Raw genomic sequence first — 23,569 nt, 5'->3', positions numbered from 1 at the left:
CTTCGCAGCACATTTTAGTCCGCGGTAGAACCCTTCCCCGGTCCGCATTAAATTTCTTCTAACCCGGAATCGTTTCAGAAAGGCAAAAAAACACAATGAAAAATATACAGAGCAAGTCATTGTCCGTTGAAGAAGCACAAGGAATTGCTACTGAAGCTCTTCTCCAGCTCAGTCGTGACCCGGAACAGATCGGCAGGTTTCTTGCTTTTTCTGGAATTGGACCGGAAATGATTCGAGAAGCGGCGGGAGAACCGGGGTTTCTTGCCGGTGTGCTCGAGTTCTACATGATGGATGAAGCGCTGCTGCTTGCCTTTTGTGAAAATGCCGGGATACGGCCAACGATGATGGCCGCTGCACGCTACGCAATTGCCGGCGGAGACGAAGACCATGCCTGAACCGACGCAAGTGCTGCCCGAAGTTCTTGCGCAGATCCAGGCACTGCCGTTTTCGAACCGCCCTTTGATCATCTGCGATGTGGATGAAGTGATTTTGCATCTGATCGCTCATCTGGAAGACTATCTTCACGCTCGTGACCTGGCTTTCCTGAAGTACGAGTACAGGCTGACCGGCAATATTGGCCGACGGGACAACGGTGAGCCCCTGTCGTCCGACGACGTTCGCAGACTGCTTCTGGAGTTCTTCGACGAGGTCAGCCATCGTCAGGACATGGTCCCCGGCGCAGGCGATGCGCTCAATGCACTTGCACAGCAATGGGACGTTATCCTGCTGACCAATCTGCCCGGAGGTCACAACAAGCCAGTGCGGGAAAAGCTGCTCACCGGGCTCGGTATCACCTTTCCGTTGCTGACGAATTCCGGTCCCAAAGGTGGTGCGGTTGCTGCTCTGTCTCGTGGACGTCCGGAGCCGGTTGTCTTCATTGACGACAGTCCGACCAACCACACCTCCGTAAACGCGACCCTGCCGTCTGCTGTCCAGATACAGTTCATCGCTGACGCCAGATTTCTGCAGACCACTGAAAAGGCAGGTTACATCGATCTGTTGAGCAGCGATTGGCAGGAGACGGCCGCCTTTATCGGAGCTATTCTGCAGGGCTCGAACCGAAACCAGCAGAGCGGCTGATTGCCCATCCGCACCGCAGCCGATTGCCAACGCCGTGTCCCAACCCGTTCCGCCCTTACGTGCCCTTTGCCGAGACTGCGGTGCCCGCCTCGCCCCGTCCGCAGCCAGGTGCACCCGCTGCGGCAGCCCGAGGCTGGTCAAGCATCCGGAACTCGACACGCTGGCCATTGCCCACATTGATTGCGACGCCTTTTATGCCTCGATCGAAAAACGCGACAATCCGGAGCTGCAGGACCAGCCGGTAATCGTTGGCGGAGGTCAGCGCGGTGTGGTTTCCACATGCTGCTACATCGCCCGCATTTACGGTGTGCGGTCCGCAATGCCCATGTTCAAGGCGCTTGAGGCTTGCCCGCAAGCGATCGTGATCAAGCCTGACATGGCCAAATACGCGAGCGTCGGCAAGGAGATCCGTGAACGCATGCGTGCGCTCACGCCCCTGGTGGAGCCTTTGTCCATCGACGAAGCCTTTCTTGATCTGACGGGCACCGAACGCCTTCACAAGAAGTCTCCGGCGGAAACACTCGCCGGCTTCATACGCGACATGGAAGCCGATATCGGCATATCGGCGTCTGTCGGCCTTGCCCCCAACAAGTTTCTGGCAAAACTTGCGTCCGATCTCGAAAAGCCGCGTGGTTTCTCCGTCATCGGCACGGCGGAAGCTGAAGACGTGCTGGCGGCCATGCCTGTGGGCCGCATCTGGGGTGTCGGCAAGGTGTTCCAGCAGAAACTGGAGAGGGACGGCATTCGGACAATCGGACAGCTGCAGGAAATGGAAGCGACGGATCTCGCCCGCCGATACGGCACCATCGGCCTGCGTCTGGCCCGTCTTTCGCATGGAGACGACAGCCGTGAAGTCACTCCTGAACGGGGTGCAAAAAGCGTTTCTGCGGAAACCACCTTCTTCACCGACATTTCGAGTTTCGACACACTGCGTCCCATTCTCAGAAACCTGGCCGAGAAAGTGTCTGCGAGGCTCAAGAAGGCGGAACTCTCAGGGCGCGGAGTGACCTTGAAACTGAAAACCGCCGACTTCAAGACGATCACCCGCGCCAGGCATTTTTCCGATCCGACCCAATTGGCCGACAAGATCTACGCGGCGGGTGAAAATCTTCTTCAGATCGAAGCCGATGGCCGACGTTTCCGGCTTATCGGCATCGGGGTCAGCGATCTGGAAAATGCGGACCGCGCCGATCCGAGAGACCTGCTCGACCAGTCGGCCGAACGACGGAAGAATGCGGAACTGGCCGTGGATCGGCTTCGGGACAAGTTCGGAACGTCAGCTGTCGAACTCGGCCTCACGCACGCAGCGCGCGCGGCGAAGGAAGCCAAGAAGCAGGGTGACAAGTAGTGCGCCTGTCACCCGATCATTTCAAGAAGCGGTCTTGCCCTGTTACTGCTGCGGGCACTCGGTCTCATCGTAAAGCTCCAGCGATGCCATCTTGCCCTGGATGGTGAAATCGCCGTAGTCGAGCTTCAGGTGTCCGCTGATGCCGTTTTCATACAGCCAGAATGACAGCTGATAGACTGGCAGAAGTTCTCCACTTGCGTCTTCGGCACTCGGGTCGAAGTAGGCGACGGTAACGGGCCAGTAGCCCTTGCCGGACAGCGGTGCATCCACGTGGTCAGCATCGGTTTTTGCGTCGTTGACGGCTTTGGCACCGATCACCGTCGTCGTTGCATAAACCTTTTCTCCGGTTTCGGCGCCGTCATAGATGTCGGCTGCAACAAAATGGACGCCCGCCTCGGCCGACTTCATGATCGTCAGAAGATGCTCCGTCGGAAACAGCACTTCCCGGCCAATCTCCAGCGATTTTTCCGAAGGTTCCTTCAGTTCGACAGTACGTGCTTTCTTTCCGCTCCGTGCCGTTCCACGGGTCGCTTCGACCAGTTTCTGATCGACAAAGGTCTTGGAGAGGAACTGGTAGCTCTCGGCGCGTGGCTCTTCGAAGGAAGTCGTCTGCAGATCAGTGATCTGTGAACCACCGTCGGTATTCTGGAACTCGGTGACAAAGCGGAAGTTTACACTGTAGCCCTCGCAGGCGCTTCCGGAGAAATCGTAGACCATGCGTCCGTTGAGGCCCGCGATCCCGGCTTGCTCCTCGCTGTCTCCCAGGTTCATGTCGTAAACGGCGCGATGGGGCACGAGTTTAAAGCCGACAGTGCTGCTCGCATCGGCGTCGGTCACGCCAGACACCGCAAAAGCTGCGGCGGCCAAAACGATCGCACCAACGGTCGAGGACACTGACTTCGGAACGCATTGCATCAAAAAAACCTCATTCTCGTCCTGGTGGAAACGCCACCTGGACCGGTTCCACACATTATGCGGCAAACTGCACATTCCGCCACCGCGAATGTGCAGCCATGCCCCAAGCCCCGCTGGCCTGTTATTTCACAAATCGTCCTTCTCAAGTGGTGACCGTGGCAATCGAAACCAAGCTCCTCCACAGTTTCCTTTTACCGTACACACCCCATTTTGACCTTGTCACCTGTGACGAATTACGCCAAGACACGCCGAAAGCTCTCAAACTTGGAGACCCCCATGAGCAGCGCGATCGAAGCCCGGCTGAACGAACTTGGCATCACCCTTCCGGAAGCGGCGGCACCCGCGGCCAACTATGTGCCTTTCCTGCAGACCGGCAACCAGCTGTTCGTTTCCGGCCAGTTGCCGATGGCAGGCGGCAAGCTTCAGATCTCCGGCAAGCTGGGTGACGGTCTGGGCATCGACGAAGGCAAGGCCGCTGCCAAGCTGTGCGCCATCAACCTGCTTGCACAGGCAAAGGCTGCCACCGGAAATCTCGACAAGGTTGCCCGACTGGTGAAGATCGTCGGCTTCGTGAACTCCACGGCCGAATTCGTCGACCAGCCGCAGGTCATCAACGGCGCATCCGACTTCCTGGTAGAAGCGATGGGCGAAAAGGGCCGCCATGCGCGCTCCGCCGTCAGCGCCGCGTCCCTGCCTTTCGGTGCTGCTGTCGAGATCGAAGCGATTTTCGAAATCGAAGACTGACTGCTTGCGGGGAGCCTGGCCTCCCCCACACTCTTCCCGAAGCCACACCGGCCGGTGAGGCATTTTCCTTCCTGACGAGCCCCCGCCATGACACCGGAACTCGAAGCCATCTTCGCCCGCCCGATCGCCCATCGGGGTTATCACGATGCCGACAACGGCGTCATCGAGAATACGCCTACCGCAATTCAGCATGCGATCGACAAGAATTTCGCGATCGAGGTGGATGTTCAGGAAACGGCAGACGGTGAAGCTCTGGTGTTCCATGACTACACGCTGGAGCGCCTTGCGGAGGGAACCGGCAGGGTTATCGATCTGGTCGCATCCGAGCTCACCAGCATTCACATGAAGACCGGCACAGACAAGCTCTGGCTCCTGAAGGATCTGTTCGATCTTGTCGACGGCCGCGTCCCGCTGGTGGTCGAGATCAAGTCGTTGATGCGCCGTGATGCGCAAATGGACTTTGTCCGGCACGTGACGGACCAGGTGGCGGGCTACAAGGGCCCTGCATGCATCAAGTCATTCGATCCGGACATGTTGTCCATAGCAAAGGCACGCAACGCCTCGGTGCTGCGCGGTATCGTCGCCGACGGCGCCGAGCCCGGACCTGACTATGCCCGCTACAGCCGTGTCGACCGGTTCATCCTGCGCCATATCCTGCATGCACCGCGCACGCGCCCGCATTTCATCTCCTACGGTGTCAAGGACCTGCCAAAAGCCGGCCCCAGTCTGCTGCGCTCTGTGTTCAAGGTGCCGCTGATGTCCTGGACGGTGAGGACCACCGAACAACGGGAAAAGGCCGATCGCTACGCAGACCAGATCGTTTTCGAGGGCTTTGATCCGGACAGGAGCGCAGCCCGTTCCCTGTAGAAATAACCATTACACGACATCAACCTCTTGCACTGCAAAATGCCAGCGCTACATCAAGAGTATGGTTTCAAACTTTGGTTTCTTCTGACGCATGACCTCCTCCCGGTCCACGGACGGCAACTCCCCGGCTACAGATGACGGCGGACAGACAGCGACCTTGCGAATCCTGTCTTCCTTGAAGGATGTCACTGCCTCCAACTGGGATCAGGTGGCCAATCCAGGCTGGCAGCTTTCCGGACGGGGGCTCTTGAAGAAAGACCCGAAATGTGAGGCCCTGGCCGAGCTTTCCGGGGCACTTGGCGGCAGTTCCGAATTTGCCGGTGAGGACATCGATTTCAACCCGTTCCTGTCCCACGCTTTTCTGGAGGCTCTGGAGGCTTCCGGATGTGCAACGGAAGCGACAGGCTGGCTGCCCAGACACATGGTGCTGGAAGATAGCGGCGGCGAGGTCCTCGGTGCCGTGCCGGCTTATCTCAAGAGCCATTCGCAAGGCGAATATGTGTTCGACCACGGTTGGGCCGACGCCTTCTACCGTGCAGGCGGAGACTATTATCCGAAACTTCAGATCAGCGTGCCCTTCACGCCGGCAACCGGACGCCGGTTTCTGACAGGTGCCGGTGTCAACCGTGAAGCGGGCCTGCAAGCGCTTGCCGCCGGTCTGGTACAGGTATGTCAGCGTTCCGGGGCTTCATCCGTGCATGCCACTTTCCTGACCAAACCGGAATGGGACAGTCTGGGTGAACTAGGATATCTGCAACGGACCGATCAGCAGTTTCACTGGGAAAACCACGGTTACGACAATTTCGACGGCTTTCTGGCAGATCTGGCGTCGCGAAAGCGCAAGGCCGTCAAGAAAGAGCGGCGCGAAGCCCTGAGCGCAGAGGGCATTGAGGTGGAATGGGTTACCGGGTCCGATCTGACCGAGGCCCATTGGGACGCCTTCTACAAATTCTACATGGACACGGGTTCACGGAAGTGGGGCCGCCCCTATCTGAACAGAAAATTCTATTCGCTGATCAATGAGAGGCTGGCTGACCGCACCTTGCTGGTTCTTGCCAAACGGCACGGCCAATACATTGCCGGTGCCCTCAACTTCATCGGCTCGCACACCTTGTTCGGGCGCCATTGGGGCTGCACCGAGCACCATCCGTTCCTGCATTTCGAGCTCTGCTACTACCAGGCGATCGACTTTGCCATCGCCAACAAGTTGAAGCGCGTTGAAGCCGGCGCTCAAGGTGCCCACAAGCTGGCGCGCGGCTATCTGCCGACCACAACCTATTCCGCCCACTGGATCGCCCATGAAGGGCTACATCAGGCTGTCGCCGATTTTCTGGAACACGAACGCCTTGCCGTCGAACGCGAGAACGAGGCGCTGGCCGAACACGCGCCATTCCGCAAGATCGACCAAGAGAGCTGAACCTTGGTGTCCGCTTAGCAATCAAGCCGCATTTCGTATTGTTGCAGCAGCTCTTCCGCACCTGACAGGCGCAGGAATGCGTTGGCGCTTTGCGCAGCGGTGTCGACGTTGACAAACCGCAGTTCGGATCCGCCCAGGGCCTCCATCAGCCCCTGCAACAAGGCTCGGCCAATGCCTTGGCGACGGTGGTTCTTGTGAACGGCGATCTGCGCGACCGCGCCATCGGCAAAACTCGCCCCCCACCCCAGAATTTCATCGTCATGGCGAACAGCCAGAAGATGGACATCAGGGCTCAAACCACGAAGCCCGGCAAGACTGTTCTGGGGGGTCGGCAAGGTATCGAAATAGGGGCCGGTATCATCAGGAAGATCGTTCAAGCCGATCCGCTCCAGCACCCACTCTCCGACCTGCGCCTTCAGCGCCTTGCTGTTCACGAGCCGAAAGACACCAAGTGTCCTTTCGCGGCGAAAGCCAAAGGCTTCATACGCAGCAACCGCCTTTTCGTTTGTCGTGATGACCTCAAGCTGCAGGCCTTTCGCGCCGACCTCAAGCTGCTTTTCGATAACCGCTGCAAGGAGCTTTCTCGACAAGCCTTTGCGACGATGCGCAGGACTGGTCCCGACGGACAACGTATAGGCCCTGTCGCCATATCTGGAGTTCGGCAAGCTCGAAAACCAGAAGGCTGCAATCTCTTCCCCTGCCATCGCCACGAAGGAATGCTCTGCAGAAAACCCCCGCTGGCGCTGAAACTCACGGAAATCCTGCTCGCTCAAATGCAGTGGCGTGACGTAATCCGAGAAAGCAATGTTCAAGGCCTCGCACAGCTGGTCAGCACCAAACGAGCGGCAATCGACAATCTGGTAGGACATGGAAGTTTCCGAAAAATGCGGGAGGTCCGCAGGGAACCTCCGGTCCCTGTTCCAGGAGCCCGGAGCAATGTGCAACGCCGGTCGTTCATGACCGGCGCCATCACGATTTCTGTCATGAAGGTCAGGTCAGTCGTAGGCGTCCACGACGTCGTACATCACCGGTTCGAAACTCTTGCACAATGAACTGATACGCCGGTTGCGCTCACGCATTTCCGGTGAACGCAACATGGCCAGGAAATCCTCCCGTCGGCGCCACTGCGAATAATTGGCGATACGGGTTTGAGCATCGTTGACATGCAGCCCGGCACCAATGAAACCCGGCTGATGGCTAATGAAATTCTCGTAGGCGTCCTTCAGTTCGTCCAGAAGGTCGTAGCATGTGCCCGGTGTCATTTCGAAAGTGGTAATGACGGTCTGGCAATCGCGGTCGCTTGAAATTTCAGGCATGGGGCTCTCCTCCTCCGCCGGTACCTCCGAGGCTGGCACGTTTTTAGCGGACCGGCAATATGGGGAGGATTACGTGGCACGGGGGACCATCCATTCTGCTTTACGGCTTTACGCTTCCAATTACCTTTGTGAGCCTCTTTCAGGCCGGCTCGACACCCTCAACTTTCATGCTGTTCACCGCCTGGAGCGCAAGGGTCAGCAGGTTTTCGAAATGGGTGGTTCGGGAAGACCCGCATCGCCAGACGAGGTACATCGTCCGGCGCATCGGCAAGCCCTCGATTTTCTTCAACAGAAGATCCGGCTCCTTTCCGAACTCGGACGCGATGTAAGCAGCGGGAAAGAGTGCCAGTCCCATGCCGATCGAAGCCATCTGGCGCAAGGCATCAAGGCTTGTGCCTTCATAGTCCTGCCGGAAGTCCGCCCCCGCGGCATGTGCCAATGCCTGAACATCGTTGTGGAGGCGAAACCCCTGACCGAGTGCAAGCAGCTTCTCGCCGCGCAACATATCCACCGGGATCACTTCGACACCAGCCAAGGGGTGCGACTTCGGCACGGCAAGTGAAACGCTTTCCCGGCACAGCACCTGTGCCGTCCACTGATCCGATGACGCAAAATCCGGTGTCAGAATGCAGTCGAGCGCACCGGACATCAGTCCCTCTTCCAGGAGATTGGGCCTGTCTTCGCGGATGTAGAGCTCAAGAAGCGGAAATTCACGTTTCAGGATCGGCAACAGGTAGGGCATGAAATACGGCCCGAATGTGGGCGAGACCCCAAGGCGGATCAGACCGCCGAGATTGGACTGTCCTGCCTGGGCGACAGTCACGATTTCGTCGAGATTTTCGAGGGTACGCCGTGCAAGCGGCAGCAGGCGTTCACCGGACGCCGTCAGGCTGATCCCCCCGCTGCCGCGTTCCAGCAAGGTGCAGCCAAGTTGCTCTTCAAGCAGCTTGAATTGCGCCGAAAGCGTCGGCTGCGAGACGTGGCAGCGAGAGGCAGCCCTGCCGAAGTGCAAGGTTTCTGCAAGTGCAACGAAATAGTCCAGCTGCCGTGAAGATGGCCGAAACCGCATGTCGCCTCCCTGAGCGATAGATAATTTCTATCAAATCAATCGAAACAATGTATTTCATCTATTCTCTCCTCGTATCCATATCAAGGGTGTCGAAGACACAGCCCACGAAAGAGGAGCAGGCGATGTACAACAGACTGAAGTCGCTGCGTAGCCAGCACAACACCCTGGATTCCCTGATCCGCAGAGAGGAAATGCACCCTTATCCGGATACGCAGCACATACGGTCGTTGAAGAAATTCAAGCTTCGGTTGCGGGATGAGATTACCCGGATCGAGACCAACCTGAGCTCCTCTCAGCTGGTCTACTGACCGGCAACACAACGCCAATCGGGAGGTTTTGAATGAATCCGTTCCTGCCATTCTTTTCACCCTTTGCAGCCCTGCAGCGCACGCCTTCCAGACAGTCCCGCCTGAAGGATATCGATGCTCGCATGGCCTCGTTCCTGCGCGAGAAACAGACGTCGGGCGCCGCCTGCCCCAAGGTGCTCGACAACGTCAAGACCGCGAGGAGCACAGTCCAGCGCGAGATGGTCTCGGCACGTTAGAACCACGTCCCGAAAAGAGGACGGGTTCTCGGCCCCAACCGGATTTCCGCCATCCGGACCACGCTGATCATCCAGCTGGACATCCCGCCCGCAGGCCTCGCGGGCGGGTTTTCTTTTTCGTTGCCTTGGCGTAAGCCGCGCTTTCTAATTCAGCTCGAAACACTGTTTCGGCAACGGTTCAGGGAAACCCGCATGACCTCATCGCCCTACTACTCTCCGAGCGGCGGTCACCCGCCACAAACCCAGCTGCTGACCGACCGGGCCGTCTTCACGGAGGCTTATGCCGTCATCCCGAAGGGAACGATGCGTGACATCGTCACGAGTTATCTGCCGTTCTGGGAAAAGACCCGGCTTTGGGTGCTGTCACGCCCACTCTCCGGATTTGCAGAGACCTTCTCCCAATACATCATGGAAGTGCAGCCGGGCGGCGGCAGCAAGAACCCGGAGCAGGACGCCGATGCAGAAGCCGTTCTCTTCGTGGTGCAAGGAAAACTGACGCTGACAATCGAGGGGACTGTCCACGTACTGGAAGACGGTGGATACGCCTATCTACCGGTCGGTTGTGCCTGGACGGTCGAAAATTCGGCCGAGGCTCCTGTCCGGTTTCACTGGATCCGAAAAGCCTATGAAGCAGTCGAGGGACTGGCTGCCCCGGAGGCATTCGTAACGAACGAAAAACAGATCAAGCCGACCGAAATGCCGGGGACGGACGGCAAGTGGGCAACCACCCGTTTCGTCGCGCCGGAAGACCTGCGTCATGACATGCATGTGACCATCGTCACCTTCGAACCGGGTGCCGTTATCCCGTTTGCCGAAACCCATGTGATGGAGCACGGGCTTTACGTGCTGGAGGGCAAAGCCGTCTACAGGCTCAATCAGGACTGGGTCGAGGTTGAAGCCGGTGATTACATGTGGCTGCGCGCCTTCTGCCCGCAAGCCTGTTACGCCGGCGGGCCAGGCAAGTTTCGCTATCTGCTCTACAAGGACGTCAACCGGCACATGAAACTCAGTCGTGGCTGAAAGGCAGACTGAGAAAATGAGTCCGGATACGTCGACAAGATATTGATATCACGAGACTAGATGCCTCTAGAGGCCCTAGTGAAACCCGGAACTGCATTTCCGTGTTTCCTGCACTCCTTGGCGTAACGGGTTGGGTCCCGTGATCAAGCCATGGGGGGGCCGGTGTTGGTTGGCGTTGGGATGTCATTTGAGAGAAAGACAAAAGGCGGCTCGAAGGCCGCCTTTCAAGTTTGTGAGTGACCGCGTTCGGGGTTACTTCGCCGGAACAGCATCCGCCGGAACTGACGGCTCCGCCTTCGTCTTGTTTTTCTTCGGCGGGCGAACCCGGAAGAACAGGGCATAGAGCACGGGTGCAGCAATCAGGGTCAGCACTGTAGCAAACGCCAGACCGCCCATGATCGTCACTGCCATGCCCCGGAAGAAGGCATCCGACAGGAGCGGTGCCATGCCGAGGATGGTGGTGATCGCCGCCAGCATCACTGGCCGCATACGCGAGACGCTTGCATCGACGATTGCCTGGTACTTGTCCCTGCCCTCACCAATCAGAAGATCGATCTCTTCCAGAAGCACGATGGCATTCTTGATGAGCATGCCGGAAAGCGACAGGAAGCCGAGCAGCGACATGAAGCCGAAGGCTGTGTCCGTGGCCAGCAAGGCAATGGCAACACCATTGATCGACATGGGCACCATCAGCCAGATGATCAGCGGCTGCCGCACGGAGCCGAACAGCAGGATCGAGATGATCAGCATGACCAGGAAACCGAGCGGCAACTGCGCACCCAGAGATTCCTGCGCATCATTGGTGCTTTCATATTCACCGCCCCACTCCAGCGCATAGCCCGGCGGCAGCTCGATGGCCTCGATTTGGGGACGGACCCTTGCAAGAGCAGCAGTCGCGGTTTCGCCCGCAGTCGTCTCAGCCTTCACCGTGAGCGTGCGCACGCGATCACGGCGATGGATGAGCGTATCCTGAGGCTCCATCACGAATTCCCGCACAACCTGCTCGATCGGCACATAGCGGCGTTCATTGCTGCTCAGGACCAGGGAGTCCGACACGCTCTCGTTGACGGAGATGCCGTTCTGCTCGGCCTTGCGGGCGACAATCGGAATGCTCTCGTCGACATCTCGGTAGGAGCCGACACGAATGCCTTCAGTCGAAAATTGCAGGGCGACCGACAGCTCCTCGCGGGTCACGCCGGAAATTCGGGCGCGGTCTTCATCGAAGATCGGCCGCACGACAAGTTCGCGCTGGCGCCAGTTTGTGTTGACGTCTGCAAGCTTGTTGTCAGGCATCGCGAAGATCGCCTGCGCCTCGTTGCCGAGCCGCTTGAGCTCATCGGCATCCGGACCGGAGAACCGTGCCTCGATCTTGGCACCGCCACCGGGACCGAACACCAGGCGCTTGGTGATGATCTGAGCAGACGGGAAACGTTCGGCGAACTGCTCCCTCAACTCAAGCGCCAGCATGTCGATCTCTTCACGATCATGCGTCCGGATGATCATGTGGCCATAGGCCGGGTTGGCGTCTTCCGGTGCGTAGGTCAGCATGAAACGCGTTGCACCACCGCCCGCAAAGCTTGTGACGGTTGCCACCCGTTCATCCGAAAGGACGATTTTCTCCATCTCCTTCAGGTCCGCCTCGGTCGACCGGATATCGGTTCCCTGGGGTGACCAGTAATGGACATAGAAGATCGGTGTGTTGCTGTCCGGAAAGAAGGCCTGCTTCACGTTGCCGAAGGCCATGACACAGATAACCGTGATCCCGACAAGTGCGGCAACGGTCAGCAGCCGCACATGCAGGGAACCGATCAGAATCCCGCGATAGGCCTTGTAGAGAACGCCCTTGTAAGGGTCATGATCGTCCAGATTGCCGGTGGCGGTTCTGAAGAAGTACTTGCCGAACAGCGGGGTCACAGTGATCGCGAAGACCCACGACAACAGCAGCGATATTCCGATCACGGCAAACAACGAGAACAGAAACTCACCGGTAGCATCCGGCGACAGGCCGATGCCGGAGAATGCCATGATGCCGATGACGGTTGCCCCCAGCAGGGGCCACATGGTCTGAGCGACGACGCGGCTGGCCGCCTCGATCGCCTTCTGGCCACGCTGCATGTTGATCATCATGCCTTCCGCCACCACGATGGCGTTGTCCACCAGCATGCCCATGGCAATGATAAGCGCACCGAGCGAGATGCGCTCCATCTCGATAGCGAAGATGCGCATGAACAGAACGGTGGCCATCACGGTCAACAGAAGCACAGTGCCGACCACGATTGCCGCGCGCCACCCCATGAACAGCGCCAGAACACCGATCACGATCACGACGGAGGCCGCAAGGTTCATGATGAAGCCGTTTACGGATTCATCGACCACGATATTCTGCTCGTAGATGGGATGGATCTGCATGCCGACCGGCAATTGCGCTTCGACGGCGGCAAGCTTCTCGATCACCCGTTCGCCGACTTCGACAATATTGGTGCCATCGACCTGGGACACGCCGATCGTCACTGCCGCATGGCCATCGTGGCGTATCAACCTGTCCGGCTTTTCCGGCTCGCCCAACTCCAGCGTCGCGATGTCGGACAGGCGGATCATTGCCGTCGACCCTGCCCTGCCGATGACGAGATCCTGAATGCCGCGGAAGTCGTCAAAGGCGGAAGCCGTCATGAGGCGAATGCGTTTGTCACCTGAAACACCCGACCCGTTGGTCTGAATACGGTTTTCCGCATCCAGCACACCGATCACGTCGGTGAAAGTAATGCCGAGCCCGGCCATCTTGTCCTGATTGACATTCAGGTAGATGACATCCTGCGGTTCGCCGGCAACTTCCACCTTGCCGACCCCGGGAACCGTCAAGAGTTCGCGTCGGATACGCTTGACCGTGTCGCGAATGTCCCGGTTGGTATAACCGTCAGCAGTGAAGGCGTAGAAAAGGCCATAAACATCGCCGAAATCGTCATAGACCAGCGGCGTTCCCGCCCCTGTCGGCAGGTTCCGGACCTCGTCATTGACCTTGCGCCGCAATTCGTCCCAGACCTGTGGCAATTCCTCGCCGTCGTAGGTTGGCTTGATTTCGACGCTGATGCGCGACAAGCCGGGCTCCGACACGGATGTGATCAGATCCAGTTGCGGCATCTGCTGGATAGCCGTTTCAAGGTTTTCGGTAATTTCGTTTTCGACTTCAGCCGCAGTTGCGCCTGGATAGCTGGTGATCACCTGAGCCTGCTTGATGGTGAACGCAGGATCTTCCAGCCGCCCCACGGTGGACAGGCCCCAGAGCCCGCCCAGAAGCGACATGATCACGATCATCCAGGTGTTGACCGGCTTTTGAATGGAGTAGCGTGCAATATCCAAGGTTTCTGATCCTCTTGCCTGTCCGGAACCGGATCAGTTCAAACGCCGCACGACCTGGCCGTCGCTGAGATAGGCGACGCCGGCGGAAACGATGTCATCGCCTTTTTCCAGGCCGGAGCGGACCGGAATGAAGTCGCCCATGACCGTGCCGATTTCGACCGGGTTCTTGGACACGGCGCCCGTGTCGGCACCGAATTTCCAGACGTAGGCGCTGCCATCACCGTCGACGGCAATTGCACTTGAGGGCACCAGGAACTGTTCTCCCAGTTCCAGACCTTCCGGCAGAAACTTCACGGTGACAGAAGCCGTCATGCCGGGTGACAGCTGCTCTGCGCCATCACGAGGCATGGCAAGGGTGATACGATAGGTTTGCGCCACATCATCGACCTGGCTGGAATGCTCGCGGTAGGTCAGCGGAAACAGCTTGTCGCCGTAGGCCGGGAACCTTGCCTCGATCGAGGCCACTTCAGACTCAGATACCCGTCCGAACAGCGCCTCGGCAACGTTGATGTCCACCTGCACTTCCGACACATCGTGAAGCCGCACAACCGGTGTCCCGACACTGACCGTGGTGAAATTGTCGACCAGTCGTACAGAGACGATCCCGTCGAAAGGTGCTTTCAACGTGGTGTATTCGAGGTTCTGCTTGGCTTCCTTCAACGTCTCAAGCGCAAGGTCGTGCTTGTTCTTCTGCTCGTCGTAGGCGGACTGTGAGATCACGGAGCGTTCGCGCAGGGTTTCCAGCCGGTCGAGTTCCCTCTTTGCCTGCTCGGCATTGATCGTCGCCTCGCGGACGGCACGGTCGTAGTCAGTCGTGTCCAGCGTGGCGATCAGGTCGCCCTCTTTCACGCGCTGGCTTTCCAGAACCGGAAGCGCAACAAGCTTGCCCGGCACCTGAAAGGACAAGTCGACGGTCTTTACCGCCGCAACCCGGCCCGCGAACCGCCGCTCCAGCAGACCTATCTGGTCTGTCACCGTAAAGATCTTCGCAGGTCTCGGCGCGGCGTGAAGCTTTGCTTCCGCCTCGGAAACCGGATCAACTGCGTCTTCCTGGCAGGCTGCGAGCATCCCCGCAGCAAACAGGAGGGCGACCCAACGGCGGATTGGGGCTTTGTGAAGTGCCAGCATTTGGTCTTCCGTTCTAGTCTTGGAGTTGGGTCAGACGCTTGCGCAGTTCCTGAAAAACCAGCGCGCGTTCTTCATCTGTGAAAATCGTGACGCAATGCGCCTCGGAGAAATGCAGACCTTCCAGGCACGCCCAGATTGCCCAGGCTTTGCCGCGGTCGGAAAGTTCGGCTTCGATGGCCGCCTTCATACGGGATTTCACGCCCATGAAGGGTTCACTCAGGTCGGGACGGTCTGCTTTCGTGGCCAGCATGGCCTGCGCAAGATCCCGCTGCTCGCTCAGCCAGCCTTCGGTGACTTCGATCATGGCGCTCAAGGTCGGGCATTCGGAAGAAAGGTTCCGCTCCCGCGCAGCGGACACTTCGGCTTCGAACTGGCCCGCAAGGAATTCCACCATGCCTGTAATCAGCGCGTCCTTGGTGGGAAAGTTATAGAGCACCCCACCTTTCGAAAAGCCGCTTTCCTCGGCCACGGCATCCATGGTGAGGCTTTGCGCTCCCGAGCGTCTCACGACTTCGAGTGCAGCCTTCAGTATTTCCGATTTTGATTCATGCGAGTTGCGTGTCGAACGCGCGGCCATTTCTATACCGTCCAGTCAGTACAGTTTCGCGCTATTTATACCGTCCAGCCGGTACAGACAAGAGGGCACGCTGGCATAAGTTCGCCAGCTTTTTCATCCAGCACACACTCGAAGCGTGTCAGGGTAGCCGGACACCGCAAAGACTGGCACGGGCAAGAGCCTGTGCCAACCGACAGAACCTGATTTTTTCGAGATCGATCCAGGTAAAAAACAGGAGCCAGCCGGGAGCCCGGATCAGGCCGCAGCGTTCTTGCGCATAGCAGCTTCGTTTGCCGCCTGTTCTGCGGCGGCAGCTTCCGCCGCAAGCCGCGAACGCTCATTGGCTTCTTCATCGGTACGTTCTGCAAAGGCGATGAATTCATCGGCCGGCATAGGGGCTGCGAAGAAGTACCCCTGGGCAGCGGTAACGCCAAGTTCAAGCAACCGGTCGATCTGCTCTTCCATCTCGACACCTTCGGCAATGATGCCCATGCCCAGATTGTCGGCCAGTTCGACCATGGAATCGACGATGGTCGTCGAGTTGTCGTCCGACCCGATGGTATCGATGAACATCTTGTCGATCTTGATGATATCGACGCCCAGCTTCTGCAGGTAAGCCATGCCGCCGTGGCCGGTGCCAACATCGTCCAGCGCCACACGCACACCCAGGGCCTGCAGTTCCGCGATGATCTTGCGGGCGAGTTCCATATCTTCCAGTGGATGGCGTTCGGTCACTTCCACGACGATCTGCTGGAAGGAAATCCGGGACTTTTCGAAGATCGAACGGATATCGGAAATGATTTCGCGATCCAGGAAGTGCCCCGCGAAAAGGTTGATCGACAGCTTCAGGTCCGGGTTGTCGCCATAAAGATCGCCGATTTCCTCCGACGATACGCGCATCATGTGGCGGGTCATGTCGAAGATATGGCCGTTGTTTTCGGCATAAGCCATGAACTGGCCCGGTGAAACGATCATGCCGTTTGGACGGCGCCAGCGCATCAGGATCTCGCAGCCGCGCAACCGGCCGCTCTCGATGTCCATGACAGGTTGATAATAGGGAATGAACTCGCCATTGCGGATCGCGGCGATGAATTCGTCGTCGGCCTCCCGCTCCGGACGCCAGGACAACCAGACGCCGATGGCAACGAACAGAAGCGCAATGCCGGCACAGGCGGCAGCGGCAACCACCTTCAGATCCTGCACGACATTGCCGGCGGCCGAAATCGGCGCGGTAATCGTCGCGACCAGCGGATAAAGCTGCGAGGAGACCTCGACAGACAGGATTTGCGAAGGATCGGTCGCCTCGGAGTTATAACCGCCGATACTGTACCAAAGCAGATTGTTGCCGAGGCGCAGTTCGGCTCTGCGATAGGAGCGCAGATATTCCGGGCCGGGATCGATGGCAATGACGGCGGGCGTAACTTCCGCGAACAGACGGGTCTGGTCCTTGAGATCCCAGCTGATTACCGCTGCGCGAGCCCCGAGGTAGTTGCGGTCCAGCATGCCGATACCGACCAGCGGGCCGTCTTCGCGCATCGGAGGAAGAACGACCTTCCCGGCCAGATCTCGATCCGGAATGATGCACATGCGTTGACCGGCCGCGTCCGCCAGCCCGATGGCGTCGATCATGCCGTGCTCGACGATCTGTTTTTCGTAAATGCCCCGGTCTTCGGCGCTACAGGTTTGCACGTCGTCACGGTCCAGGCGCTGCAGCAGGGAGACGGTCGTGGAAATTGCCTCTTCGGCGCGATGGATAGCCACATTTCCCATGGCTTCCATTTCGACGACAGCGCGGCGTTCCGCATATTGGTTGAGGATGACATTGATCGCAAAAAGCGGAGCAGTCGCCAGCGCAAGGGCGATCAGCACCGTTTTTACAAAACCAACATAGCGGAAAGACAAGTCGCAGGCCTGTTCGTGAATAAACTCTTTCTGACCATGGCTGATCTGGGTAAACAAGGACTGAAGATTCAGCAGTTTCATTCAGATCAAAGCGACCTGCCTCATTGCCGTGTTAGCTGCAGGACAGACGAGAAAAAGCCGGACTTCGGGAGGGTTACATGCAGGCATTGTTTATTGGACAAGCCTATATCGACGTTACGTTTTTGACCGACCAGCTGCCGACGGGCGACGAAAAGACAATTGCCCGGGATTACGCGATCAGTTTCGGCGGCAATGCCGTTACAGCGGCGTTCTGCTGCGCCAAACTGGGTGGCAAGCCGGAACTGTTATGTTCGCAGGCGGATGACTGGCTGGCGCGGATGTTCCTGGACATGGCCGCGGCCTACGGCATTTCCATTCACGGGCGCAAGGTGCGCGAGAGTTCGCTCTCCTTCATCATGCCGAAGGGAGGCAAGCGTGCCATCGTGCGCTGCCGCGACAACGAATTCCTGCATCCTTTCCCTCCCCTCACGCTTACCGGCATGAAGGCATTGCATCTGGATGGCCACATGCCGGATGCAGCCCTCCACTATGCGACCACTTGCAAGAACCTCGGCATTCTGACGTCTCTCGACGGAGGTGCGGTGCGCGAAAACACGGACGAGCTTTTGAACCAGATCGACATTGCGGTCGTTTCCGAACGGTTCTGCCAGCAGCTTGGCATGTCGACCGGCGAGACCCTGGCGTATTTGCGTACCAAGAACTGTCCTGTCGGCGCTGTCACGCTCGGCGACGAAGGCATGGTCTGGTACGAAGCCGGCGGTCCGGACAAGGTTATGCCGGCCTTGAATGTCCCCTTGTCGAAAGTGGTCGATTCCAATGGAGCTGGCGATGTGTTCCACGGCGCCTATGTTGCGTCCTACCTGCAATGGCCGGAAAGAAGCTGGGATCAGCACTTCCGCTTTGCGCGTGGTGCCTCGACCCATGCGATCCAGCACCTGGGCAACGAAGCCAGCCTGCCGACACTGGAAGACATCGAACGCGCCAACAGCACCTTCCTGGAAAAGGCAGCTGCCTGACACAATCAGCCCCGGTAAAGCACTGGCTACAAGGCCTTCGCGTTTCAACCGGGGAAAGTGTGACGCAGGACATATTTTGTTCGAATAAGCCCGGCTATTGCTTCAACCGGCTTTCGCCTTGCCACACTGTGGAACTTACCCCAGAGTGGGATCACCTCTATTTCGTGGAGATTTTCAATGATGTTTTCCCGTTCGCCCCGGATCGCAGCCGGTCTGACAGCCGCTGTCAGTCTGCTCGTTCTACAAGCCTCTCCGGCTCTTGCCTTCGATCCGTCCGGGAACGAGATTGCCGACGCGTTCCTGTCGCTGCTGGACGCTGAAAAAGGCACCGTCGAGAGCTATGGTTCGGTTGACGAAGCAAGTGGCGCCGTCACGCTCAGCGATATCGTCATCAGCAAGGAAGACGAGGAAGGCGCCAGCGTCACCATCGCTTCCACCGTCCTGACAGGCGGTGAAATCCAGGCTGACGGCCGGCTCAAACTGGCAAGTCTCGACATGAGCAACCTTCAGCTCACGGCGGAGGACGGCGGCATGTCGCTGGCAGACCTCAAGGTTACGGAACTTCTCCTGCCCACGCCGGAAGAAGCTGCGTCCGATACGCCGCCGGTCGGTACCGGCTACAAGACGTTTGAAGCCAACAGCATCCAGATCCGCGATGAAGACAACCAGATTGCCGACATCGTAAAAATCTCCTTTTCGATCGATGCCATGGACGGCGATCTTCCGACGGCCGGCAGTTTCGCCGTTACCGGCGCCACGATTGATGTGAAGGAACTGGAATCGAAGGAAACCAAGTCCCTCACGGATCTCGGTTATGAAACCCTGACTGTTGATGTTGCCGGTTCAGGCAAATGGGATCCGGAAGCAGCCACGCTTGTGGTGCCGGAACTCAAGATCGATGCCAAGGAAGCCGCCAGCCTGTCGCTTTCCCTCTCCATGGGCGGGGTTACCCGGGAAGTGGTCACCCAGCTCAACGAAAAGTCGGAGAAGCCGGAAGAAGCGATGGCGCTTCTGCAGAACGTGACGATCGAAAATGCCAAGATCCGGCTGGACGACGCCTCTTTGACCGGACGCGTTCTGGATCAGGAATCGAAAAAGGCCGGTGTTGACACGCCGACCTATGTAGCTGGCCTCACCGGCACGCTGCCGATGATGCTTGGAATGCTGCAGAACAAGGAACTGGAAGGCAAGGTCGCTCAGGCTGTGACCCAGTTCCTGAACACCCCAGGCTCGCTGGAACTGACGGCGGCACCTGGTGCACCGGTTCCCCTGTCCCAGATCATGGGAACGGCGATGTTCGCGCCCCAGATGATCCCGCAGATCCTTTCGGTTGGCATCACCGCCAACCAGTAACTCTGCCTTCAAACAGCAAAAAGCCCGGACCTTGTCCGGGCTTTTCTTGTTTATGTGTTCAAGAATGCAAGATTACTCGGCTGCTTCGTTCCGGCTCTGGAATTGCAGTTCGCACAGGCGCCGATATATGCCGTCATGCTCGAACAATTCGTCATGCGTGCCGCTTTCAAGGACGCGGCCTCTGTCCAGAACGAGTATCTTGTGCGCGTGGCGAACCGTGCTGAGCCGGTGGGCGATCACAAGCGTTGTGCGGCCTTCCATCAGTGTTTCGAGCGCGGACTGGATCTTGGCCTCGGATTCCGCGTCGAGAGCGGAGGTCGCCTCGTCCAGCAACAGGATCGGCGCATCAAGCAGCATGGCGCGCGCGATGGCAACCCGCTGACGCTGACCGCCGGACAACCGGCCGCCACCGTCGCCTGCCAATGTGTTGTAGCCTTCGGGCAATTCGAGGATGAAGTCATGGGCGTTTGCCGCCTTTGCCGCCGCCTCGATCTCTTCCTGCGTCGCATCGGGCCTGCCGATTGCGATGTTGTCGCGGATGCTGATGTTGAAGAGGTAGGAGTCCTGACTGACGTAGGCAATGTTACGGCGCAGGGAACTCATCGTCACCGATTTGATCGGCTGGCCGTCAACGCAGATCGTACCTTGCTGCGGATCGTAGAAACGCTCGATCAAGGCAAAGACCGTTGATTTCCCGGCGCCGGATGCACCAACCAGTGCCGTTGTCTTGCCGCCCTCAGCCGTCAAGGTCAGCCCGTTCAGGGCAGCACCTTCGCCATAGGAGAACTTGACGTCCTTCAGTTCGATCTGCCCGCTATCAACCTTGAGGTCCGGTGCATTTTCGACCTGCTCCAGATCCGGCTGCTCGTCGATCAATTCGTACATCAGACGAACCCCGACCAGCGCCTTGCTGAGATTGACATTCAGGCGGGCCAGACGGCGCGCCGGATCATACGCAAGCAGCAGGGCGGTGATGAATGCGAAGAACGCACCAGGGTCCTTGCCCAGTTCCACCACCGAATATCCTCCGTAGAAGATAACCAGTGCGATCGCGAACCCGCCGAGGGATTCCATCAGCGGCGAAGTCCGCGCCGTTAGCGCTGCAATCTTGTTGGACTGGCGCTCGACTTCAGAGACGGATGTCGCCATCCGCTGCTGCATCGTTTGCTCCATTCGGAAAGCCTTGACGATGCGAATACCCAGCACGGTTTCCTGCAGGGTCGAGCCGATCTTGGCGTTCGAAACCACCTGCCGCTTGGCGTAGGTCTTCACCCGCTTGACCAGAAAACTGACACCGACGACGATCGGCGGCATGATCACCAGTGCGAGCAGGCTCATCAGGGGATCCTGGACAATCATCACGCCGACGAGACCGATCAGGGTCAGAATATCCCGGCCAAGGCTGAGCACGATCATGTCGATGACCGAACGGGCACTTCCGGCACCCGTGTTCACGCGAATGCCCAGTTCCGGCAAGGACATCCGGTCGTAATAGGCCTGGTCCTGCATGGTCAGCCGCTTGAACAAGCGGTTCTGAAGGTCGGCAACAATCGCATTGCCTACCCTTGAGAGAACGACCATCTGACCGTAGGTCGAAGCACCCTTGAGGGTGAATATGCAGATGACCGCTCCGGCGATGACATAGATCATCGCCTTGTCGCGGTTGATGAACACCTCGTTGATGACATCCTTCATGATCCAGGCACTTGCGGCGGTCGTCGCCGCTACCATGCCCATGAAAACGAAGGCCACCATGTAGCGTGGTATGTAGGCCCGGAGATTTTCGCTCAACAGGCGCTTGATGACTTGGACCGTGCCATCCGGATCGTTCCAGATCTCCCATTTTGCAGGGTTGAGCACTGTAAGCCGCCTTTCCAAAAACTCGCTAAGCTTAGCATGACTGAGGCCGGCTAGGCCGGCCTCAAGCCTCTGTTGCAGAGGGTTATCCCTATTTAACGGTTACCCGCAAGTAGGTTGTTATCAGGCGTCCGGCAAGTTCAGACGCAAATGCAGATCGCGAAGCTGAGCCGATGTCGCTTCGCTCGGTGCGCCCATCATCAGGTCTTCCGCCTTCTGGTTCATCGGGAAGAGCATGACTTCACGGATGTTGGCTTCATCAGCCATCAGCATGACCATGCGGTCGATGCCGGCCGCGCAGCCGCCATGCGGAGGCGCGCCATACTGGAATGCATTGACCATGCCGCCGAAGCGCTTGTCGACTTCCTCAGCCGGATAGCCGGCAATTTCGAAAGCCTTGTACATGATTTCCGGTTTGTGGTTCCGGATCGCGCCGGAAACCAGCTCGTGACCGTTGCAGGCCAGATCGTACTGATAACCGCGAACTTCCAGAGGATCGCCTTCCAAAGCTTCCATTCCGCCCTGAGGCATGGAGAACGGGTTGTGTTCGAAATCGATCTCGCCGGTTTCCTCGTCGCGCTCGTAGATCGGAAAATCCACGATCCAGGCAAATTCGAACCGGTCCTTGTCGGTATGGCCGAGCTCTTCGCCGATGATGACACGGGCCTTGCCTGCGACCGGCTCGAACTGCTTCGGCTTGCCGCCGAGGAAGAAGGCCGCATCACCGACGTCGAGACCCAGCTGGGTGCGGATCGCTTCGGTGCGTTCCGGACCAATGTTCTTGGCCAGCGGACCGGCAGCTTCCATGGAACCGTCTTCAGCCTTGCGCCAGAAGATGTAGCCCATACCCGGCAGGCCCTGCTCCTGGGCGAACTTGTTCATGCGGTCGCAGAACTTGCGGCTTCCACCCTTCGGTGCCGGGATGGCGCGGATCTCGGTGCCCGGTTGCTCCAGCAGCTTGGCAAAGATTGCAAAACCGGATCCTGCAAAATGCTCGGAGACGATTTCCATCTTGATCGGGTTTCTGAGGTCCGGCTTGTCGGTGCCGTACCAGAGCGCTGAATCCTTGTAGGAAATCTGCGGCCAGTCGCGGTTGACCGGACGGCCGTTGCCGAAACGCTCGAAGCAGCCTGCAATCACCGGCTCGATGGTATCGAACACGTCCTGCTGGGTGACGAAGGACATTTCCATGTCGAGCTGGTAGAAGTCGGTCGGTGAACGATCGGCACGCGGGTCTTCATCGCGGAAACACGGCGCGATCTGGAAGTACTTGTCGAAGCCCGAGACCATCAGCAGCTGTTTGAACTGCTGCGGGGCCTGCGGCAGGGCGTAGAACTTGCCGGGGTGCAGACGAGACGGAACCAGGAAGTCACGCGCGCCCTCAGGGGAAGATGCCGTGATGATCGGCGTCTGGAATTCGTTGAAGCCGATGTTCCACATGCGGTCACGCAGATCGCGCACCACGTTGGAGCGCAGGATCATGTTCTGGTGCAGCTTCTCGCGGCGCAGATCCAGGAAACGGTACTTCAGACGAACTTCTTCCGGATAGTCCAGGTCACCGAAGACCGGCAGCGGCAGTTCCTTCGCCGCACCCAGGATTTCCATCTCGCGGATGAAGACTTCAATGTCACCGGTCGGAAGCTCGGCGTTGATGGTTTCGTCAGTACGCTTCTTCACGTTGCCGTCGATGCGGATACACCATTCGGAACGCACGGTTTCGGCCAGTTTGAAGGCCGCAGAGTCGGGGTCGACCACGCACTGGGTGACACCGTAGTGATCACGCAGATCGATGAACAGCACCCCGCCATGATCGCGGACCCTGTGGACCCAGCCGGAAAGACGGATAGTCTGGCCTTCGTCGGACAGACGGAGGTCACCGCATGTGTGACTACGGTAGGGGTGCATTCTAATTCCTCGACATTTTTCTTGGCATAGAAAATCGTTACGGCCCGCTGGAGGCAGGCCGAGTCCGGCTGCACAATCCATGTTGCGGGACGAAAGTCAAGGGAAAGGCTTGCGGTAGGCTTGCCTCTCCCCT

At 58.4% G+C, this 23,569-nt stretch carries 21 protein-coding genes; 11 read left to right on the top strand and 10 right to left on the bottom strand.

Going from position 1 to position 23,569, the window contains the following annotated elements:
- Nucleotides 1–95 precede the first annotated feature (95 nt).
- The 3 genes from J7447_RS06170 to J7447_RS06160 are packed head-to-tail and all read left to right on the top strand — an operon-like array spanning nt 96 to nt 2,428.
- Entirely contained in the window at nt 96–395 is a 300-nt protein-coding gene (locus tag J7447_RS06170) for a DUF3572 domain-containing protein (RefSeq protein WP_023004046.1), read from the top strand.
- Nucleotides 388–1,080 (top strand): HAD family hydrolase, encoded by a 693-nt coding sequence (locus J7447_RS06165; RefSeq protein WP_023004045.1) that lies wholly within the window; start codon nt 388–390, stop codon nt 1,078–1,080. The genes J7447_RS06170 and J7447_RS06165 overlap by 8 nt, the downstream gene beginning before the upstream one ends.
- Before the next feature lie 34 nt (nt 1,081–1,114).
- Nucleotides 1,115–2,428, top strand: a complete 1,314-nt coding sequence (locus tag J7447_RS06160) for a DNA polymerase IV (protein ID WP_023004044.1) — start codon at nt 1,115–1,117, stop codon at nt 2,426–2,428.
- 42 nt (nt 2,429–2,470) lie between these two features.
- Here the strand turns inward: J7447_RS06160 and J7447_RS06155 are convergent, their stop codons facing one another.
- Nucleotides 2,471–3,343 carry a cell envelope integrity EipB family protein gene (locus tag J7447_RS06155; protein WP_209169080.1) on the bottom strand — a complete coding sequence of 291 codons (873 nt, stop codon included), beginning with the start codon at nt 3,341–3,343 and terminating at the stop codon, nt 2,471–2,473.
- A 276-nt stretch (nt 3,344–3,619) separates the two neighbouring features.
- Here J7447_RS06155 and J7447_RS06150 point away from each other — a divergent pair, with 276 nt between their 5' ends.
- The 3 genes from J7447_RS06150 to J7447_RS06140 all read left to right on the top strand — a co-directional run bounded on the left by J7447_RS06150 (nt 3,620) and on the right by J7447_RS06140 (nt 6,371).
- Nucleotides 3,620–4,087 carry a RidA family protein gene (locus tag J7447_RS06150; protein ID WP_023004042.1) on the top strand — a complete coding sequence of 156 codons (468 nt, stop codon included), beginning with the start codon at nt 3,620–3,622 and terminating at the stop codon, nt 4,085–4,087.
- Nucleotides 4,088–4,174: 87 nt separating this feature from the next.
- Complete coding sequence (locus J7447_RS06145; RefSeq protein WP_209169079.1) at nt 4,175–4,954, top strand: glycerophosphodiester phosphodiesterase family protein; 780 nt, start codon at nt 4,175–4,177, stop codon at nt 4,952–4,954.
- A 91-nt stretch (nt 4,955–5,045) separates the two neighbouring features.
- Entirely contained in the window at nt 5,046–6,371 is a 1,326-nt protein-coding gene (locus J7447_RS06140; RefSeq protein WP_209169078.1) for a GNAT family N-acetyltransferase, read from the top strand.
- 14 nt (nt 6,372–6,385) lie between these two features.
- Here the strand turns inward: J7447_RS06140 and J7447_RS06135 are convergent, their stop codons facing one another.
- The 3 genes from J7447_RS06135 to J7447_RS06125 form a co-directional block, all read right to left on the bottom strand.
- Nucleotides 6,386–7,240: a GNAT family N-acetyltransferase gene (locus J7447_RS06135; RefSeq protein ID WP_209169077.1), complete on the bottom strand. Its 855-nt coding sequence runs from the start codon at nt 7,238–7,240 to the stop codon at nt 6,386–6,388.
- A gap of 126 nt (nt 7,241–7,366) precedes the next feature.
- Nucleotides 7,367–7,687 (bottom strand): antibiotic biosynthesis monooxygenase family protein, encoded by a 321-nt coding sequence (locus J7447_RS06130; protein ID WP_055653719.1) that lies wholly within the window; start codon nt 7,685–7,687, stop codon nt 7,367–7,369.
- Nucleotides 7,688–7,826: 139 nt separating this feature from the next.
- Nucleotides 7,827–8,756, bottom strand: coding sequence for a LysR substrate-binding domain-containing protein (locus J7447_RS06125; protein WP_209169076.1), 930 nt, complete (start codon nt 8,754–8,756; stop codon nt 7,827–7,829).
- 122 nt (nt 8,757–8,878) lie between these two features.
- On the opposite strand from J7447_RS06125, the gene J7447_RS06120 reads away from it, so the two are divergent.
- The 3 genes from J7447_RS06120 (at nt 8,879) to J7447_RS06110 (ending at nt 10,320) form a co-directional block, all read left to right on the top strand.
- Nucleotides 8,879–9,064 carry a YdcH family protein gene (locus J7447_RS06120; RefSeq protein ID WP_031270751.1) on the top strand — a complete coding sequence of 62 codons (186 nt, stop codon included), beginning with the start codon at nt 8,879–8,881 and terminating at the stop codon, nt 9,062–9,064.
- A gap of 32 nt (nt 9,065–9,096) precedes the next feature.
- A complete protein-coding gene (locus J7447_RS06115; RefSeq protein ID WP_055653717.1) occupies nt 9,097–9,300 on the top strand; it encodes a hypothetical protein in 204 nt (67 codons plus the stop codon).
- 192 nt (nt 9,301–9,492) lie between these two features.
- A complete protein-coding gene (locus tag J7447_RS06110) occupies nt 9,493–10,320 on the top strand; it encodes a bifunctional allantoicase/(S)-ureidoglycine aminohydrolase (RefSeq protein ID WP_209169075.1) in 828 nt (275 codons plus the stop codon).
- Nucleotides 10,321–10,572: 252 nt separating this feature from the next.
- On the opposite strand, the gene J7447_RS06105 is transcribed toward J7447_RS06110, so the two are convergent.
- The 4 genes from J7447_RS06105 to J7447_RS06090 all read right to left on the bottom strand — a co-directional run bounded on the left by J7447_RS06105 (nt 10,573) and on the right by J7447_RS06090 (nt 17,344).
- Nucleotides 10,573–13,677, bottom strand: coding sequence for an efflux RND transporter permease subunit (locus J7447_RS06105; RefSeq protein WP_209169074.1), 3,105 nt, complete (start codon nt 13,675–13,677; stop codon nt 10,573–10,575).
- Between the two features lie 33 nt (nt 13,678–13,710).
- Nucleotides 13,711–14,805, bottom strand: a complete 1,095-nt coding sequence (locus J7447_RS06100) for an efflux RND transporter periplasmic adaptor subunit (RefSeq protein WP_209169073.1) — start codon at nt 14,803–14,805, stop codon at nt 13,711–13,713.
- A 13-nt stretch (nt 14,806–14,818) separates the two neighbouring features.
- Nucleotides 14,819–15,382 carry a TetR/AcrR family transcriptional regulator gene (locus tag J7447_RS06095; protein WP_023004031.1) on the bottom strand — a complete coding sequence of 188 codons (564 nt, stop codon included), beginning with the start codon at nt 15,380–15,382 and terminating at the stop codon, nt 14,819–14,821.
- A 234-nt stretch (nt 15,383–15,616) separates the two neighbouring features.
- Nucleotides 15,617–17,344: an EAL domain-containing protein gene (locus J7447_RS06090; protein WP_023004030.1), complete on the bottom strand. Its 1,728-nt coding sequence runs from the start codon at nt 17,342–17,344 to the stop codon at nt 15,617–15,619.
- Nucleotides 17,345–17,421: 77 nt separating this feature from the next.
- Here J7447_RS06090 and J7447_RS06085 point away from each other — a divergent pair, with 77 nt between their 5' ends.
- Nucleotides 17,422–18,321, top strand: a complete 900-nt coding sequence (locus J7447_RS06085; protein ID WP_023004029.1) for a sugar kinase — start codon at nt 17,422–17,424, stop codon at nt 18,319–18,321.
- Nucleotides 18,322–18,498: 177 nt separating this feature from the next.
- The gene (locus tag J7447_RS06080; protein ID WP_209169072.1) at nt 18,499–19,674 is read left to right on the top strand and encodes a hypothetical protein; all 1,176 of its coding nucleotides are present in this window, start codon (nt 18,499–18,501) and stop codon (nt 19,672–19,674) included.
- 72 nt (nt 19,675–19,746) lie between these two features.
- On the opposite strand, the gene J7447_RS06075 is transcribed toward J7447_RS06080, so the two are convergent.
- Entirely contained in the window at nt 19,747–21,534 is a 1,788-nt protein-coding gene (locus tag J7447_RS06075; protein ID WP_168687050.1) for an ABC transporter ATP-binding protein, read from the bottom strand.
- Nucleotides 21,535–21,654: 120 nt separating this feature from the next.
- Nucleotides 21,655–23,436, bottom strand: coding sequence for an aspartate--tRNA ligase (aspS, locus tag J7447_RS06070; protein WP_023004026.1), 1,782 nt, complete (start codon nt 23,434–23,436; stop codon nt 21,655–21,657).
- Nucleotides 23,437–23,569: the final 133 nt, after the last annotated feature.

Source organism: Labrenzia sp. R5_0 (assembly GCF_017743835.1).
GTDB classification, from domain to species: domain Bacteria; phylum Pseudomonadota; class Alphaproteobacteria; order Rhizobiales; family Stappiaceae; genus Roseibium; species Roseibium algicola.
Note: the sequence above shows the minus strand (reverse complement) of the source record. Positions and strands in the feature narration are given on the sequence as shown.